We start from the raw sequence: 14392 nt of genomic DNA, 5'->3' as shown, positions 1-14392 counted from the left end.
GCGTTCGCCGCGGCGGTGATATCGTTCAGCCGGTTCATCCAGCCTTTTCCGAAGACCGGCCAGATCGACAAGCTGCGATAAAACTCCTCATAGATGGCCGAGAAATCGCTGACGAGACGGACTTGCCCGGCGGTGTCCGCGGCAGCGATCGTCTTGGCCCCGATCGCGCCATCCTCGGAAAGCGCCGCACCTTGGCGGTTGAGCGCGCGTTGCAGAAAAATTCCGCCGCGCTTCGGGCCGGAATTGACGCCGCAATTGTAGCTCATCAGCGCCGCCGGATAGGGGATCTCGTCGAGGCGCATCGGACGCCAGTAGCGGGCGTAGAAAATCCGCCGAGCCTCCTCACGCGTCAGGTTGCGTACATCCTCGACGCTGACCGGATGGCCGCGCCAGTCCGAAAGGACCGCCTGCGTGATGCCGAAGTTCGTCGCGCCACCGGGATCGCTTGGATGGTTTGAGAAGCCACCCTCCCATTTTTCGATGAGCACGTGCGCTTTGATGAAGGCGTCCGTCCACATTGCAGGCGGGGTTGTGTCTCCGGTTTCGCCGATGCCGCCCGCCGCCGCCCCGCCGCCCGCCGGAGTCGCGACGCCGTCGGTGCGAACGGTCGCCCAGTTGATGCCGGCCGCAAGATCGGCGGGTGAGGCGTCGATCTCGAAGTGCATGGTGTCGATCTTTGTCTTCCAGTTCCCCCATTCCAGCGGCCGCATGCCGGCGTTGGTGCGAATGGCCAGAATGTCGTCAATCATCTGCCGGGTCATGTCTGTGTCGGCCAGATCATTTTTGACATCCTTGGCGCGCGCAGCCTGCGTGGCCTTGGACGAGAACCGGACCGGGCTTTTTGGCTTGGTGTTGACCGGATTGGTGTCCCAGTTGAGGTCGAGCGCCACGCCATAGGCGTGCAGGCTCTTCAGCGATGTGCCTGCAATATTGCGGTCGGCGTAGGTTCCGGTGTCGCCGGCGCGGACCTCGTAGCCGTGCGCCTTGAGGATCGCGTCGAGGGCCTGCCATGTTTCCTTGGTTTCCGGAGCGACCAGACACGAAACGCCTCCGAACGAAGTGTGCTCCATCTTTGAAGGCGCGGCCTCGTAGGCTTTCCACGCCTTGCGCATTTCTGCTGAAGTCAATGCCATTGCCATTCTCCTCATTGTTTGGGGCTGTTGCCCGTGCTGCGAATGCGCGCGCTTCACAGAAGCGGAAGGATCGAGGCCACCCAGGCAATGATCTGCGCGGCCTGGGTGGCAGAAACCGTGAAACTGTCGACCTGATTGCGAACCCAGTTGAGGTCCTTGATGGCGGTATCGAAGTTGCCCGCGAGCGGCACATATTTGGCCGCCGCGTTTTTGAGCTTTTGTTCGGCGATGGCGACGAGCTCGCCATCGACCTTGAGGATCAGCGAGCGAAGTCGGGAGCGGCGGGCCGCGCTTGGCTCGTTCGCCCAAGCCGTGCTCAGTGCATCGCTGACCTGCTGCAACGCAGCCTGTGCCTCGGAAAGGTTCATTTCGACAAACTCCTCAGTTGGTGTGCAGGATGGAAAGCGCGGCGACGATCGCATCCGACGCGGCAAGGAAATCGGCCAGGGCGCGATCGCTGTCGGACGACGTCACGAGTGCATGATGTGCGTCGGCGAGTTTCTGCAACGCGTCGGGGATTCGGCTTAACGTCGCCAGCAGCGCCTTGGTGTTTCGCTCGCGTGCGATCACCTCTTCGTAGTCGGCACGAAGAATCGTTGAGCTGTTACGGCGATCCGCGCGCAGCAATTGCAGAAGATCGCTTCGGACCATCGTCAGGCCTTTCGCGTTCCGCACGGGGGCGGTCGACAGCAATTCGAAATCGGCTTTGAGCAACTGGACCGCCTGACGAAGCTGTGGGTCGGTCTGGACCATGACTGTGCGCATGCGTGCCGCGAGTGCAGCATCCGCGCCCAGGCGGATGAAACCCGCGACGAGGTTTGGCGCTGCGTTCGCCGCAGTCGGGATGGATGCGCCTCTCGCGGACGAGAGGGTCAGAACGCTTGCAGCCAGAGTCTTGCCGCTCGCCGCAGCCTTTTCGGCCGCTCCCGGTTCGCCGGTCTTCGACAGCGCCTCGGCATACTCGCCGATGGCTTCGATCATGCGCAGCCGCACGCCCCATTGCGCCGGGGAGTTAACCGGGATCGCATTGTAGTCGGGCATGAACGTGGCGCTTTTTTCGAGATAGGCCACGACGCCTTCCTCTTCGGCCCGCTGCCTGGCGATATCAAGATTGGCTGCATAGGCGGCTTTGCCGGCGACAGAGATTTCGGAAGCTGCAGCACCGAAGGCAGCAATGCGCGCCTGTTGCGGGTAGTTTGCGCAGCCAGTTGTAAAGAGCATCGCGCCAAGAAAGATCGCCCCGCACCGTCTTGCCGTTGAATCGCCTGTCAATGTCCCCATCGCTTCCTCCTGAAATGTCATGAACACTTCACGGCAGAAGCGTGAGATGGGCGTGATTTCACCCTAAGCGGCTGATTTTGTGGAGTTTAAGTTGCGCGGTTCACCAGAGCCAACGTCCGCTCGGCAAGGGTGCGGTTCCAAGCATCCAGCGTCAGCTGTTCGGCGCGGTTGTCGTCGGCTTGAGGTTGATGTCGGCGCAAGCAATCAGCGCACCGAGATGATCCTCTGACCTGGAGACTGCATCCAGTTTGAATCCTCGCTCGGGCACAATGATGTCGCCATCGACGGCAAGGAAGCCAAGGCCTTCGCCGGACGAGAAGCCTTGAGCTTTGCGCGAGGACCGCCTCCTGTAATTAGACAGCCAACAATTGGTCTCCGGCAATCCGGGGACGCTGGCGCGCAGCTCCACATAGGCCTCCATCCGACCAGAAAGTTCAACGGCGCCTCACGGTCGCCGAAGAACGGTTCGCATTCAGCGTCAAAAATACGAAGCGGGATTGCGCTACAAATGCTCTTGTTGTACGAACGTTCAACAAGAGCATTTGCGGGTACCTGCCGTGGTACGAACCGAGTTTCCCTTTGCCGTCGAAACCGTCGATCCGCTGTGGATCATGCTGGCCGACGGCACCCGCATTGCCGCGACGCTGTGGCGTCCGCGCACCGTGGACAAGGTGCCTGTCGTCGTCGAGATGGTGCCTTATCGCCGCCGTGACGGCACCGTGGCCCGCGACATCGACATCCACCCCTGGCTTGCCGGCCATGGCATTGCCTGCGCCCGTATCGACATCAGGGGCTCGGGCGATTCCGACGGCGACCTCGCCGACGAATATCTGCCGCGCGAACAGGAAGACGCCTGCGAGATCATTGCCCATCTGGCAGCCCAGGCCTGGTGCAACGGCAATGTCGGCATGACCGGCATTTCATGGGGCGGCTTCAATGCGCTGCAGGTCGCGGCGCGCCGGCCGCCGGCCTTGAAAGCCATCATCACCAACTGCGCCACCGACGACCGCTACGCCGACGACATCCACTATATGGGCGGCGCGCTGCTGACCGAGCAGGAGATGTGGTCGAACTTCATGCTGGTGAAGAAGGCGATGGCGCCCGACCCGCAGATCGTCGGCGACGCCTGGCACGCCATGTGGATGAGCCGCCTCGCGGCGACGAACTCACTTTCGGAAGTGTGGCTCGCGCACCAGCGCCGTGACGATTACTGGCGGCAGGGTTCCGTGTGCGAGGATCACGCGGCGATCGAATGCGCTGTTTTGGCCGTCTGCGGCTGGGAGGACAGCTATTCGAACTTCGTGCCGCGCCTGCTCGAACATTTGCCGGGACCGAAGCTTGGCATTGTCGGCCCATGGTCGCATGCCTATCCCTGCCGCGGCGCGCCGGGTCCGTTGATCGGCTATCTGCAGGAGGCGCTGCGCTGGTGGCGTCACTGGCTGTGCGGCGAAGACACCGGCATCATGGATGAGCCGCTCTACCGCGTCTGGGTGACGGGCGAGGAGCGGCCGCAACCTTTTTATCTGCCCAATCATGCAGGCAACTGGGCTGCCGAGGATCAATGGCCGTCGCCGCGCATCGAGCGCCGCGCTCTGCATCTGAATGCCGCCGGGTTGAGTAATGAACCCGCACCGGGAGCGACGCTTTCAGTACGTTCGCCCGCCACCGCCGGGCGCGATTGCGGCCGCTGGGGCGGCTATGGCGGCTCCTGTCCGGACATGCCCATCGACCAGCGCCGCGAGGACGGCATGGCGCTGTGCTTCGATACGCAACCGCTCGACGATGACATCACCTTGCTGGGCGCACCCGAGCTCGATCTGCTCGTCACTGTCGACCAGCCGCATGTCAATCTCGCCGCCCGGCTCTGCGATGTTTATCCCGACGGCGCTTCGGCGCTGATGACTTACGGCGTGCTCAATCTCAGCCACCGCGACAGCCACGAGCATCCCACCCCGTGCCCGGTCGGAACGCCTTTCCGCGTGCGGCTGAAACTCAACGATTTTGGCCGCACTGTGCCTAAGGGCCATCGCATCCGGCTGTCGCTGGCCAACCAGCATTGGCCGATCCTGTGGCCACAGCCGAAGCTGTCGACGCTGTCGGTCACGACCGGCGACAGCACGGTGATGCTTCCGGTGCGCCCGCCGTCGGCTCGCGACCGCGATGTCCGCTTCGAGCCCGCCGAAACCGCGCCGCCGGTTCCGACCACGACATTGGACGAGGGTTCTGATCGCCGCATCGTAACCGAGGATGTCGGCTCTGGCATGCAGACCATCGCGCTGTCCTCCGACCACGGCCGCAGGTGCTATGACGATCGCGCCATCACCGTCTCCTCGGCCAACAGCGATACGATGAGCATCCGTGCCGACGATCCGCTGTCGGCAAAACTCGTCACCGAATATCGCTGGGCGATTGCCAGCGGCGAGGCCGACACCGAAGCAATCGCGATGACCGAGCTGACATCCGATGAAACCCATTTCAACCTGAGTTGGCGGCTTGAGGCGCGAGAACGGGGCACGCTCGTCCACAGCGCCTCGGCAACCCGGCGCATCAGGCGCGATTTCGCCTGAGGAAAGGAGGGGAGACCATGCTTGCATATGCAGTGAAGCGCATCGGTCTCGGCCTCCTGATCCTCGTGCTTGTCATGGTCGCGATGTATGCGGCTGTCTTCCTGGTGCCGGGCGATCCGGCAACCGTGGCGCTTGGCCCGCGTGCCACGCCGGAACTGAAGCGGCTGCTGATCGAGCGCATGGGCCTCGACCAGCCGGTCTGGTGGCAGATCATCGAATTCTTCCGAAACGCGCTCACCGGCAATCTCGGTTATGACGTGTGGTCGAACCGGCCCGTTTCCACACTGGTGCTGGAAGCGCTGCCGAACACGCTGATCCTCGGGCTGACGGCGCTTACCGTCGCGCTCCTTATCGGCGTGCCGCTCGGCTGCCTGTCGGTGATGCGGCGCGGTACGGCGGCCGATGCCGTCATCGGCGTGCTCTCGGTCGGTGTCATTGCCGTGCCGTCCTTCGTCGTCGCCATCTATTCGCTGCTGCTGTTTGCCGTCACGTTGCGCTGGCTGCCGGCCATCGGCGCCGGCGAGGCTGGCGACTTCGTCAGCCAGGCCAAGGCGCTGGTCATGCCGGCGGCGGCGATCGCGCTCGGCTGGATCGGTTACATCGCCCGCATGGTGCGCGCCTCGATGATGGAGGTGATGGGCGAACCGCACATCCGCACCGCGCGATCGTTTGGTCTGCCTGAGTGGAAGATCGTCTCCAAATACGCGCTGCGCATCGCCATCATCCCGACCATCTCGCTGGTCGCCGTCGGGCTTGGCAGCATCCTGTCCAGCGCCGTCTTCGTCGAGGCAGTGTTCGCCCGGCCCGGTATCGGCAAGCTGATCACCGACGCCGTCAACACCCGCAACTATCCGGTCGTTATGGGCACGGTGCTGATCATGACCGCCATTTACGTCTCCATCACCATTGCCGCCGATCTTTTGATCGCGCGGCTCGATCCGAGGGTGCGCGATGTCTTCCGTGGCTGATGCCTCGTTGTCCGTTCCGGGCCGACAACGGTTTCCGCTGCTGCGCGCATTGCTTGCCGATCCGTTCACCTGCGTGGCGCTGATCCTGGTCACCGGCTTCCTCGTCACCGCCGTCTTTGCGCCATGGCTGGCGCCCTATTCGCCGGTCAAGATCGACGTGTTGCACAAGCTGCAGCCGCCATCGGTGGAGCATTGGTTCGGCACCGATCATCTCGGCCGCGATCTGCTGTCGCGGGTCATCTACGGCGCGCGCACGGCGCTGACGATCGCCATTGTGTCGGTGGCCATCGCCGGCGCCATCGGCCTGCTGCTCGGGCTGATCGCCGGCTACGGCCCGCGCTGGCTGGATGCCATCCTGGTGCTGACGTTCGACAGCCTGAACTCGCTGCCGATGATCATGTTCGCGCTCGCCATCATCACCGTGCTCGGCGCCGGCACCGGCACGCTGATCATCGTCATCGCCGCGACCTCGTTTCCAAGCTATGCCCGGCTGATCCGGGCGCAGACGTTGGCGCTGAAGAACAGCGACTATATCCTCGCCGAACGGCTGATCGATGCCAGTGCCGCGCGCATCATCTTCATCCACCTTCTGCCCAATGTGGTGGGACCGCTGATCATCCTTCTGTCGATGGACATTCCGGTCGTCATCATGGTCGAGGCCGGTTTGAGTTTCCTCGGCCTGGGTGTGCGGCCGCCGACGCCGTCCTGGGGCTCGATCCTTTATGACGGCTACACCTCGATCCGCGCCGCTCCCTTCATGGTCATCTTCGGCGGGCTGCCATTGGTGCTGGCGACGCTCGGCTTCACCTTCCTCGGCGAAGGCCTGCGCGACTATCTCGATCCGCGCCTGCAATTGCGGAGGCCGGCATGACCGGCTCGCTCGCCGCCAGCGATCTCAGCGTCCGCTACGAGACGCCGCATGGCGCGGTGCACGCGCTACGCCATGTCGACATCGAGGCGCATCCCGGCGAGGTCATCGGCATTGTCGGCGAGAGCGGTTGCGGCAAGTCCACGCTGGTCACTGCTCTGGCCAATCTCTTGCCGGCGAACGCCCGCGTCGACGGGTCGATCCACTACAATGGCGTCGACCTGGCGAAGCTCGACGCGCACCATCAGCGCCTGCTGCGCGGTGACGAGATCGCGCTGGTCAGCCAGGATCCGATGACGGCGTTCAATCCGGTGCTGACCATCGGCGACCAGCTCGTCGACTTCCAGCACCACCGCAAGGATCTTGGCCGGGCGCAGAAGCGGGCGCGCATCGCCGCCATGCTCGGCCGGGTCGGCATCGCGGACGCCGAACGGCGCATGCAGAGCTATCCGCACGAACTGTCCGGCGGCATGCGCCAGCGCGTCGCCATTGCCGCCGCCTTGCTGACCGATCCCGGCCTGCTCATCGCCGACGAGCCGACCACAGCGCTCGACGTCACCATGGAGGCGCAGATCATTCATCTGCTGCGCGAACTCCGGCGCGACTACAACGGCATCATCATCGTCGTCTCGCATCATCTCGGCGTCATCGCCGAGCTCTGCGACCGCGTCTATGTCATGTATGCCGGCGAGGTGGTCGAGGGCGGCGAGGTCGACGCGATTTTTCACGATGCCCAGCATCCCTACACGCAAGCGCTGCTCGCCTGCGATCCCGCCCGTTTCCACGAAAGGCTGGACAGGCTGCCGACCATTCCGGGATCACTGCCCAACCTGACCCAGCCGCCGATCGGATGCGTCTACGCACCGCGCTGCGACCGCGCCTTCGCGCCGTGTGGTTCCATCGCGCCACCACTGGTCAAGCTCGCCGCGGCCCATGTCGCGCGCTGCCACGCGGTGACGCCATGAGCCCGTTGCTCGCCGTCGAGGGCCTCTCCGTGAGCTTCACCAGGGGCGGCTTGCTCAACCGGCTGATCAATCCGTTCCCGCTGCCGGGCTTCAACGTCATTGACGGCGTGACGCTGTCGCTGATGCCGGGCGAGACGCTTGGGCTGGTCGGCGAATCCGGTTCCGGGAAGACGACGCTTGCGCGCACCATCCTGGGCCTCATACGAGCGGGCGCCGGTCGTATCGTCTTCGAGGGCAGGGACGTGGCGACGCCCGCCGATTTCCGCGCTATGCGGCGGCGCTCGGCGATGATGTTCCAGGACCCGGTCGCCTCGCTCAGCCCGCGCCTGCGCATCGGCACGCTGCTGACCGAACCGCAGATCATTCAACGGTTGCCGATGCCGGATCGCCGCGCTGCCGCCAAGGCACTGCTGGCGCTGGTCGGGTTGCCCGCGTCCTTCGTCGACCGTTTCCCGCATGAGCTGTCGGGTGGTCAGGCGCGCCGTGTCGGCGTTGCCCGCGCTCTGGCGATGAAGCCGCATCTGCTGCTCGCCGACGAGCCGACCGCCGGCCTCGATGTCTCGGTGCAGGGCGATGTGCTCAACCTGATCGGCGAGCTCAGGCGCGAACTCGGTTTCGCCGCCATGATCGTCACCCACAACCTCGCCATGATCCGCCATGTCAGCGACCGGCTGGCGATCATGTATCTCGGCCGGCTGGTCGAGACCGGACCGACGCAGGACGTGTTTTCGGCACCGATGCATCCCTATACCGCGACGCTCATCCAGTCCGAGCCGGTCCCCGATCCGCGCCGGCGCAGCCAGAACCCCGCCGTCACCGGCGAGATACCGAGCGTGTTCCGGCGTCCCTCAGGCTGCGAGTTCCACACGCGCTGCCCGATCGCACGCGACCGTTGCAAGACCGAGGCGCCGGCCTATCGGCCGATGGGCGCCGATCGGATGGTGCGCTGCCATTTCCCGCTTGAGACAGGCGGGCAAGAACGGGAAGCCTTTTCACGCGCTTCCGCAAACCAAAGGGGAAACTGACATGACACAATGGACCATGGACAGACGTGCATTCCTGAAGGCGGCTGGCGTGCTCGGCGCCGGCATGGCGATGAAGCCAGGCTTTGCCTGGTCGGCCGCCGGCGACACGTTGCGCATCCGCATGGAAGGCGATCTTCAGTGCCTCGATCCCGCCTTCATGAATGGCGGCATCGAGGATGTCATGATGCGCGGCATCTATGTCTCGCTGAACCATTTCGGCGATATCCGCAAGGGTTCTCCCTGGTCGTTGTGGGGGGCGGAAAAGCTCGAGCAGAAGGACCCGAAGACCATCGCCTTCACCCTGATCGACGGGCTGAAATGGTCTGGCGGTTTCGGAGCGGTCACCGCTGATGACGTGAAATTCTCGTTCGAGCGCATCGCCGACAAGGCTCTGGCATCGCCGTGGGCCTACCAGTTCGAAAAACTCGATCGCGTCGAGGTTGTCGATGCCAGATCCGGCATCATCCACCTGAAAGAGCCCTACCAGCCGATCTTCGTCACCAGCCTGCCTTACTATGGCGGCCACATCATCAGCCGTGCCGGCACGGAGAAGGCGGGCGGCAAGTTCACCACACAGCCGCCGGCGACCTGCGGACCCTATCTCTTCTCGGACTGGCAGCAGAAGCAGAAGGTGACGCTGACCGCCAACCCGGACTGGCCGGGACCGAAGCCGGATTTCGGCAAGGTCGAGATCTATGTCGTGTCGGACGATCAGGCTGCCCAGCTCGCCTACGAGGCCGACGCTTTCGACTACACCAAGATCGCCATTTCGGCGACCAAGGCGGTCAAGGCGAGCCCACCCGCCGATACGACGCTGATCGAGGCGCAATCGACGCGCTATGTCTGGCTGACGATCAACATGCTGAGCCCGCGGCTCAAGGATCCAAAGGTCCGCCAGGCGGTGCAGTATGGCGTCGATGTCGGGCAGGTCCTCACCGGCGTCTATGACGACCTGACCAAACGCTCGACCGGTGTCGTCCAGCCCGGCACCAAATTCGCGCGCGCCAGCAATCTGATCGCAGCAGTCGACTATGAGAAGTCCGCAGCGCTGCTCAAAGAGGCCGGCGTCAGCGACCTGTCATTGACCCTGACGGTGATGAACGATTCCATCCGCACCGCGACCGCGCAGATCATCCAGGCCAGTCTTGAACAGGCCGGCATCAAGGTCGAGATCCAGCCTTATGATGAGGCCGCCTTCTGGGGCGTCGGCGATAAGACGCAGGGCGATGGCTACAAGAACATCGATCTGGCGTTGATGGATTTCGCCGGTGGCATCGATCCGTCCGAAAACCTGGTCTGGTTCCGTCCCGACCAGATCGGCGCCTACAACTGGTCCGGCTTCGACAGCGCCGAGTTCGAGACCAGCTATCAGCAATTGGTGGCGGAAAGCGACGAGGCCAAGCGCATTGCCTTGTCCAACCGCATGGAGGATCTGATGGAGCAGTCCGGCGGTTTCGTCTTCATCTGCCACCAGCCGCTGGTCGCCATCCACAAGACCGCTTTCGACCCGGTTATTTATCCAGACGGCCACCCCAATCCGGTGCTGTTCAAGAAGAAGGCGTGATCCCTTCCGTGGACAGAAAAGCCACGATCGTTTAGCTGGAGTCATGACGGACACAGGACCAGCCCCTGAAAAACGCAAGCGCGGCGCCAAGAAATCGCCGCCGCGCTTCAGCCGCGAACAGGCTGATGTGCGTCGCTCCATGCTGATCGAGGCGGCGACGCGCTGCCTGTCGGTCGGCGGCATCGGCGCCTTCACCATCGATCGCATCTGCAAGGAGGCCGGCGTCTCGCGGGGCCTCATCAACCACCATTTCGAAAGCCTCGACGGGCTGCTGGTCGAGGTCTACAAATCCTCGCTCTATGCCAGCGTCAACAACCAGATCGCCGAAGCCAAGCGCCGTCGCGCCGAGACTTCCGATTGGTCGCCGCAGGCCGCACTTGCCGCCCTGGTGCACTCCAACTTCTCGCCGGAGTATTTCAGCCGCGAGAACCTGCTGATCTGGCTGTCGCTGTGGGGCGAGATCGCCGTCAACCCGCGCCTCAAGGCGGCGCATCGCGAGCTCTACGACGCCTACCGGGCGGAGCTTGCCGAAGACATCGCGGCTGTCGCAGTGCCGCGCGGAAGGCAAGTCGATGCTCCGGCGCTGGCGCGCAATTTCATCGCCTTGGTCGACGGGCTGTGGCTCGAATGGTGTCTCGATGAAAGCGTGGTGACGCCGCAGGGCGCGGAGGCGGCGGGGTTCGAGATGCTTGAAGGGCAGGTGGGGCCGCTGCGCGAGTCTTAGCATCACTTTATGGGAAGGTCGCTGCCGTGATTTCAAGATCCTCCTGTCCGAAGTGTGGCAATAACTTCTCCGATTGTGAACTCGATCGTGATGCCGAGGATGATCGGTCGATAGTCAAGGCAGAGCAGCAAACCCTTGGACCAAATATGACGGATCTAATGGCGGCGGTCGGCGAAGTTCTGCTGCTATGGGGCTTTCTGGAAACCGCCATGCGTGAGCGCCTCGCTGTGATCCACCCCAGAGCCAAGCCACCGACGAAGGCCCCAGTTCTTTCCCAATGGCGCAAAGCGGCAGAACAGGCGACCGATCATACTGACCCGCGACTGGCCCAGTTGTTTGCCGATATCACGGAAGCCGGGTCGATCCGGAATTGTCTGGCGCACGGCCTTACGTCGGCATCGGCTGATCCATGGAGTGACGTAGAGGCTTCAGTTGTTTGCATCGCACAGGACGGAAGCCGCCTGCATCTTACCATAACGCAAATGTCTGAGACCAAGCGCCTCCTTCAGATGTTGACGAATCGTGTTCGGAATCTTGGCATCTGAGCTGCCACCAATTGCACCAAAAACTCAATTCAGCGGCGAGCCACCCTCACGTTTCCGCCGCTCCATATAGTCGCGCAGCGCCTCGTCGATGCCGGAGTCGATAGGCGGCTGTTCGTATTCGGCGACCATGCGCTTCCACACGACGTTGGCGCGCTCGCGCGCGGTGATCTGGCCGCGCTCCATCCAGGTGTCGTAATTGTCCCAGTTGGACACCATCGGCGAATAGAAGGCACGCTCGTAGCGCTGCATGGTGTGTGCCGCGGCGAAGAAATGCCCGGCCGGGCCGACCTCGCGCACCGCTTCCAGCGCCAGCGTGTCGATATCGACCACCGGCGGGTCGAAATAGGCCGACATCATCTGCAGCATCTCGGCATCGATCACCAGTTTCTCGAACGATGCGGTGAGCCCACCGCCGAGCCAGCCGGCGGCATGCAGCACGAGATTGGCGCCGCCCATCAGGCAGCCCCACAGCGACATGGCGCTTTCATAGGCGGCCTGCGCGTCGACCGAATTGGCGGCGGTGACATTGCTGGAGCGGAACGGCACGCCGATCAGCCGGCACAGCTGCCCGGTGATCTGGGCCGCCTGCGTGTATTCGGGCGTGCCGAAGGCCGGCGCGCCGGTCTTCATGTCGACATTGGAGGTGAAGCCGCCATACATCACCGGCACGCCGGGGCGTACGATCTGGGTCAGCACGATGCCGGCCAGCGCCTCGGCATGCTGCTGCGACAGTGCACCGGCAAGCGTGACGGGGCTCATCGCGCCGGCCAGAGTGAACGGCGTGATGATATTGACCTGGCCGTGCTCGGCCAATGTGATCAGCCCTTCGGCCATCGGCTCGTCGAGCTGCAGCGGCGAGTTGGTGTTGATGATGCCGGTGAAGACAGGCATCTCCTGGGCCAGCTTCTCGCGCGTCGTGCCGAGCGAAATCGCCACCATCTCCAGCGCGTCGGTGGCGCGTCCACGGCCAAGCGTCTGCGGCTGCCAGTTCTTGTCGAGCAAGGTGATCTCGGCATAGTAGAGGTCGAGATGGCGGGTGTTCTGGTGCAGGTCCAGCGGCTCGAACGGGCCGCCGCCTTCCTGGTGCAGCACGTTGAACGATTGGATGAGCTTCAAATAATCGCACATCTCGGCATAGGTGCCGGGGCGGCGGCCGCGATCATTGTCCATGACATAGGCCGGCCCGCCCACCGACGACAGGATGCAGTGCCGCCCGCCGACCTTGACGTTCTTTTCAGGATTACGAGCGCGCAATTCGAACGATGACGGCGCCATGGCGACGCGCTCCATTACCATGGCGCGGTCGAAGCGCACCCGCATCTCGCCTTCGTCGACATCGCAGCCGGCGGCGCGATAGAACTGCCGCGCCTGCGGCTGCAGCACGCGCATGCCGATCTCCTCGAGAATGGTCAGGCCCATTTCGTGGATCGTCTGGACCTGGTCGGCCGACAGGATCTCGATCGGCGCATAGGGGCGCGTCAGCTGTTTCCACGGCCGCTGCTCGATGCCACCGATCTCGCGCTGCGGGCGGCCGGGTCTGCGACGTGCGGCGGTGCGTTCCATGCGTCCTCCTATTCGGCTGCCGTGCGCATATCGAAATCCGCCACCGCATCGACGATCGGCGTATCGCGGCGGTAGGGCTGCGAGCGTCGTTTTGCGCCAATCTCCTGAGCAAGCTTGTGACCGCTGTGCACGGCATGGGCGATGGCGCCGGGGGCCAGCGTGTCGCCGATGCGGTCGACACTTTTGATGCCGGCGGCCGCAAGATCGTTGGTGCGTTCCGTCAGCGTCTCGAACAACTCGTTGCGCGGCAAGCGCAGCCCGACGATCAGCACCGAGCGGCAGGCGATGAGGGTTTCCTCGCCGGTGAACAGATGCGCCAGCGTCGCCGTCTCGCCGTCGAAGGATTTCAGCAGATGCAGCGTCGTCACCGGCACCTTGCGCCGTGCCAGCGCGCGATGCACCAGCGGCAATTCGTTGGTCATGATCGTCCAGGCGGAGGCCTGGCCTGCAGGCGTCACATAACTGACCGAAATGCCATGCGCCGCCAGATGCTCGGTGAGGACGCCGCCCATGTAGTAATTGTCGAAATCGAAGACCAGCGTCGGCCCCTGCGGGAGCCGGCCTGCGGCGATGTCGTCGGGCGTGAAGACATTGGGGTGGTCGAGCGTGCCGACCGGTATCTCCAGCGAGGAATAGAGCATGCTGGTCCAGCGCGCGCCGGTTGCCAGCACCACGCGCTCCGGCGCGAGGTCGATGATCTCGTCCGCGCCCAAAACACTCTCCGGATAGAGCGAGACGTTGCTCATTTCGCCGAGGCGGCTGAGGCGATACTCGACAACGCGGTTCCAGGCCGAGAGGCCGGGCAGTGTCTTTTCGAAGGTCAGCCTTCCGCCGAAGTTGCGGCTGCTGTCGGCGAGCGTCACCTCATGGCCGCGTCGGCCGAGCGTCAGGGCGCATTCGAGTCCCGCCGGCCCGCCGCCGACAATCAGGATGCGTTCTGGTGCATCAGTGCGCTCGACACGCTCGGGATGCCAGCCGCGCCGCCATTCCTCGCCGGCGGTCGGGTTCTGGGTGCAGCGCACCGGCACGCCATCATGCCAGCTGGAAATGCAGATGTTGCAGCCGATGCATTCGCGGATCTCGGCCTCGCGGCCCTCGCGGATCTTGGCCGGCAGGAAGGGGTCGGCGATCGACGGCCGCGCGCCGCCGATGAAGTCGAGCACGCCGCGCTTGATCTGCGAAACCATGG

General features: G+C 64.0%; 14 protein-coding genes. 8 read left to right on the top strand and 6 right to left on the bottom strand.

Annotated features, from left to right (window positions below; genetic code table 11):
- The 4 genes from AC1DX0_RS19615 to AC1DX0_RS19600 all read right to left on the bottom strand — a co-directional run.
- Window positions 1–1190, bottom strand: a 1190-nt coding sequence (locus tag AC1DX0_RS19615; protein ID WP_477356496.1) for a glycosyl hydrolase 108 family protein, incomplete at its 3' end; no start/stop codon positions are given.
- Complete coding sequence (locus AC1DX0_RS19610) at window positions 1187–1501, bottom strand: hypothetical protein (RefSeq protein ID WP_477222912.1); 315 nt, start codon at window positions 1499–1501, stop codon at window positions 1187–1189. The genes AC1DX0_RS19615 and AC1DX0_RS19610, both read right to left, overlap by 4 nt.
- Window positions 1502–1514: 13 nt before the next feature.
- Window positions 1515–2435, bottom strand: coding sequence for a hypothetical protein (locus AC1DX0_RS19605; RefSeq protein WP_477222911.1), 921 nt, complete (start codon window positions 2433–2435; stop codon window positions 1515–1517).
- 130 nt (window positions 2436–2565) lie between these two features.
- Window positions 2566–2823: a hypothetical protein gene (locus AC1DX0_RS19600; protein ID WP_477222910.1), complete on the bottom strand. Its 258-nt coding sequence runs from the start codon at window positions 2821–2823 to the stop codon at window positions 2566–2568.
- Between the two features lie 148 nt (window positions 2824–2971).
- Between AC1DX0_RS19600 and AC1DX0_RS19595 the strand changes: the two genes are divergently transcribed.
- From AC1DX0_RS19595 to AC1DX0_RS19560, 8 genes are read left to right on the top strand one after another with little or no spacing between them, the layout of a single operon-like run.
- Window positions 2972–4981 (top strand): CocE/NonD family hydrolase, encoded by a 2010-nt coding sequence (locus AC1DX0_RS19595; RefSeq protein ID WP_477222909.1) that lies wholly within the window; start codon window positions 2972–2974, stop codon window positions 4979–4981.
- A gap of 17 nt (window positions 4982–4998) precedes the next feature.
- Window positions 4999–5949 carry an ABC transporter permease gene (locus tag AC1DX0_RS19590; RefSeq protein WP_064989577.1) on the top strand — a complete coding sequence of 317 codons (951 nt, stop codon included), beginning with the start codon at window positions 4999–5001 and terminating at the stop codon, window positions 5947–5949.
- Window positions 5942–6820 carry an ABC transporter permease gene (locus AC1DX0_RS19585; RefSeq protein WP_477222908.1) on the top strand — a complete coding sequence of 293 codons (879 nt, stop codon included), beginning with the start codon at window positions 5942–5944 and terminating at the stop codon, window positions 6818–6820. The genes AC1DX0_RS19590 and AC1DX0_RS19585 overlap by 8 nt, the downstream gene beginning before the upstream one ends.
- Entirely contained in the window at window positions 6817–7782 is a 966-nt protein-coding gene (locus AC1DX0_RS19580) for an ABC transporter ATP-binding protein (RefSeq protein WP_477222907.1), read from the top strand. The genes AC1DX0_RS19585 and AC1DX0_RS19580 overlap by 4 nt, the downstream gene beginning before the upstream one ends.
- On the top strand, window positions 7779–8807 hold the full coding sequence (locus tag AC1DX0_RS19575; protein WP_477222906.1) for an oligopeptide/dipeptide ABC transporter ATP-binding protein: 1029 nt from the start codon (window positions 7779–7781) through the stop codon (window positions 8805–8807). The genes AC1DX0_RS19580 and AC1DX0_RS19575 overlap by 4 nt, the downstream gene beginning before the upstream one ends.
- Before the next feature lies 1 nt (window position 8808).
- Window positions 8809–10371 (top strand): ABC transporter substrate-binding protein, encoded by a 1563-nt coding sequence (locus tag AC1DX0_RS19570; protein WP_477222905.1) that lies wholly within the window; start codon window positions 8809–8811, stop codon window positions 10369–10371.
- A gap of 43 nt (window positions 10372–10414) precedes the next feature.
- The gene (locus AC1DX0_RS19565) at window positions 10415–11095 is read left to right on the top strand and encodes a TetR/AcrR family transcriptional regulator (RefSeq protein ID WP_477222904.1); all 681 of its coding nucleotides are present in this window, start codon (window positions 10415–10417) and stop codon (window positions 11093–11095) included.
- 26 nt (window positions 11096–11121) lie between these two features.
- Window positions 11122–11640, top strand: coding sequence for a hypothetical protein (locus AC1DX0_RS19560; protein ID WP_477222903.1), 519 nt, complete (start codon window positions 11122–11124; stop codon window positions 11638–11640).
- A 24-nt stretch (window positions 11641–11664) separates the two neighbouring features.
- Here the strand turns inward: AC1DX0_RS19560 and AC1DX0_RS19555 are convergent, their stop codons facing one another.
- Entirely contained in the window at window positions 11665–13203 is a 1539-nt protein-coding gene (locus tag AC1DX0_RS19555; protein ID WP_477222902.1) for a trimethylamine methyltransferase family protein, read from the bottom strand.
- An 8-nt stretch (window positions 13204–13211) separates the two neighbouring features.
- Window positions 13212–14392, bottom strand: a 1181-nt coding sequence (locus tag AC1DX0_RS19550; RefSeq protein ID WP_477356494.1) for an FAD-dependent oxidoreductase, incomplete at its 5' end; no start/stop codon positions are given.

The sequence above is a fragment of the Mesorhizobium sp. P3_A9 genome (genome assembly GCF_056402975.1).
This window is presented reverse-complemented; position numbering and strand designations above follow the sequence as displayed.

What these genes read in the sequence shown, in the direction of transcription:
- AC1DX0_RS19605 (WP_477222911.1), bottom strand. Translation starts at nt 2,435, where the DNA reads ATGACATTTCAGGAGGAAGCGATGGGGACATTGACAGGCGATTCAACG.
- AC1DX0_RS19580 (WP_477222907.1), top strand. Translation starts at nt 6,817, where the DNA reads ATGACCGGCTCGCTCGCCGCCAGCGATCTCAGCGTCCGCTACGAGACG.
- AC1DX0_RS19570 (WP_477222905.1), top strand. Translation starts at nt 8,809, where the DNA reads ATGACACAATGGACCATGGACAGACGTGCATTCCTGAAGGCGGCTGGC.
- AC1DX0_RS19555 (WP_477222902.1), bottom strand. Translation starts at nt 13,203, where the DNA reads ATGGAACGCACCGCCGCACGTCGCAGACCCGGCCGCCCGCAGCGCGAG.
- AC1DX0_RS19590 (WP_064989577.1), top strand. Translation starts at nt 4,999, where the DNA reads ATGCTTGCATATGCAGTGAAGCGCATCGGTCTCGGCCTCCTGATCCTC.
- AC1DX0_RS19610 (WP_477222912.1), bottom strand. Translation starts at nt 1,501, where the DNA reads ATGAACCTTTCCGAGGCACAGGCTGCGTTGCAGCAGGTCAGCGATGCA.
- AC1DX0_RS19565 (WP_477222904.1), top strand. Translation starts at nt 10,415, where the DNA reads ATGACGGACACAGGACCAGCCCCTGAAAAACGCAAGCGCGGCGCCAAG.
- AC1DX0_RS19575 (WP_477222906.1), top strand. Translation starts at nt 7,779, where the DNA reads ATGAGCCCGTTGCTCGCCGTCGAGGGCCTCTCCGTGAGCTTCACCAGG.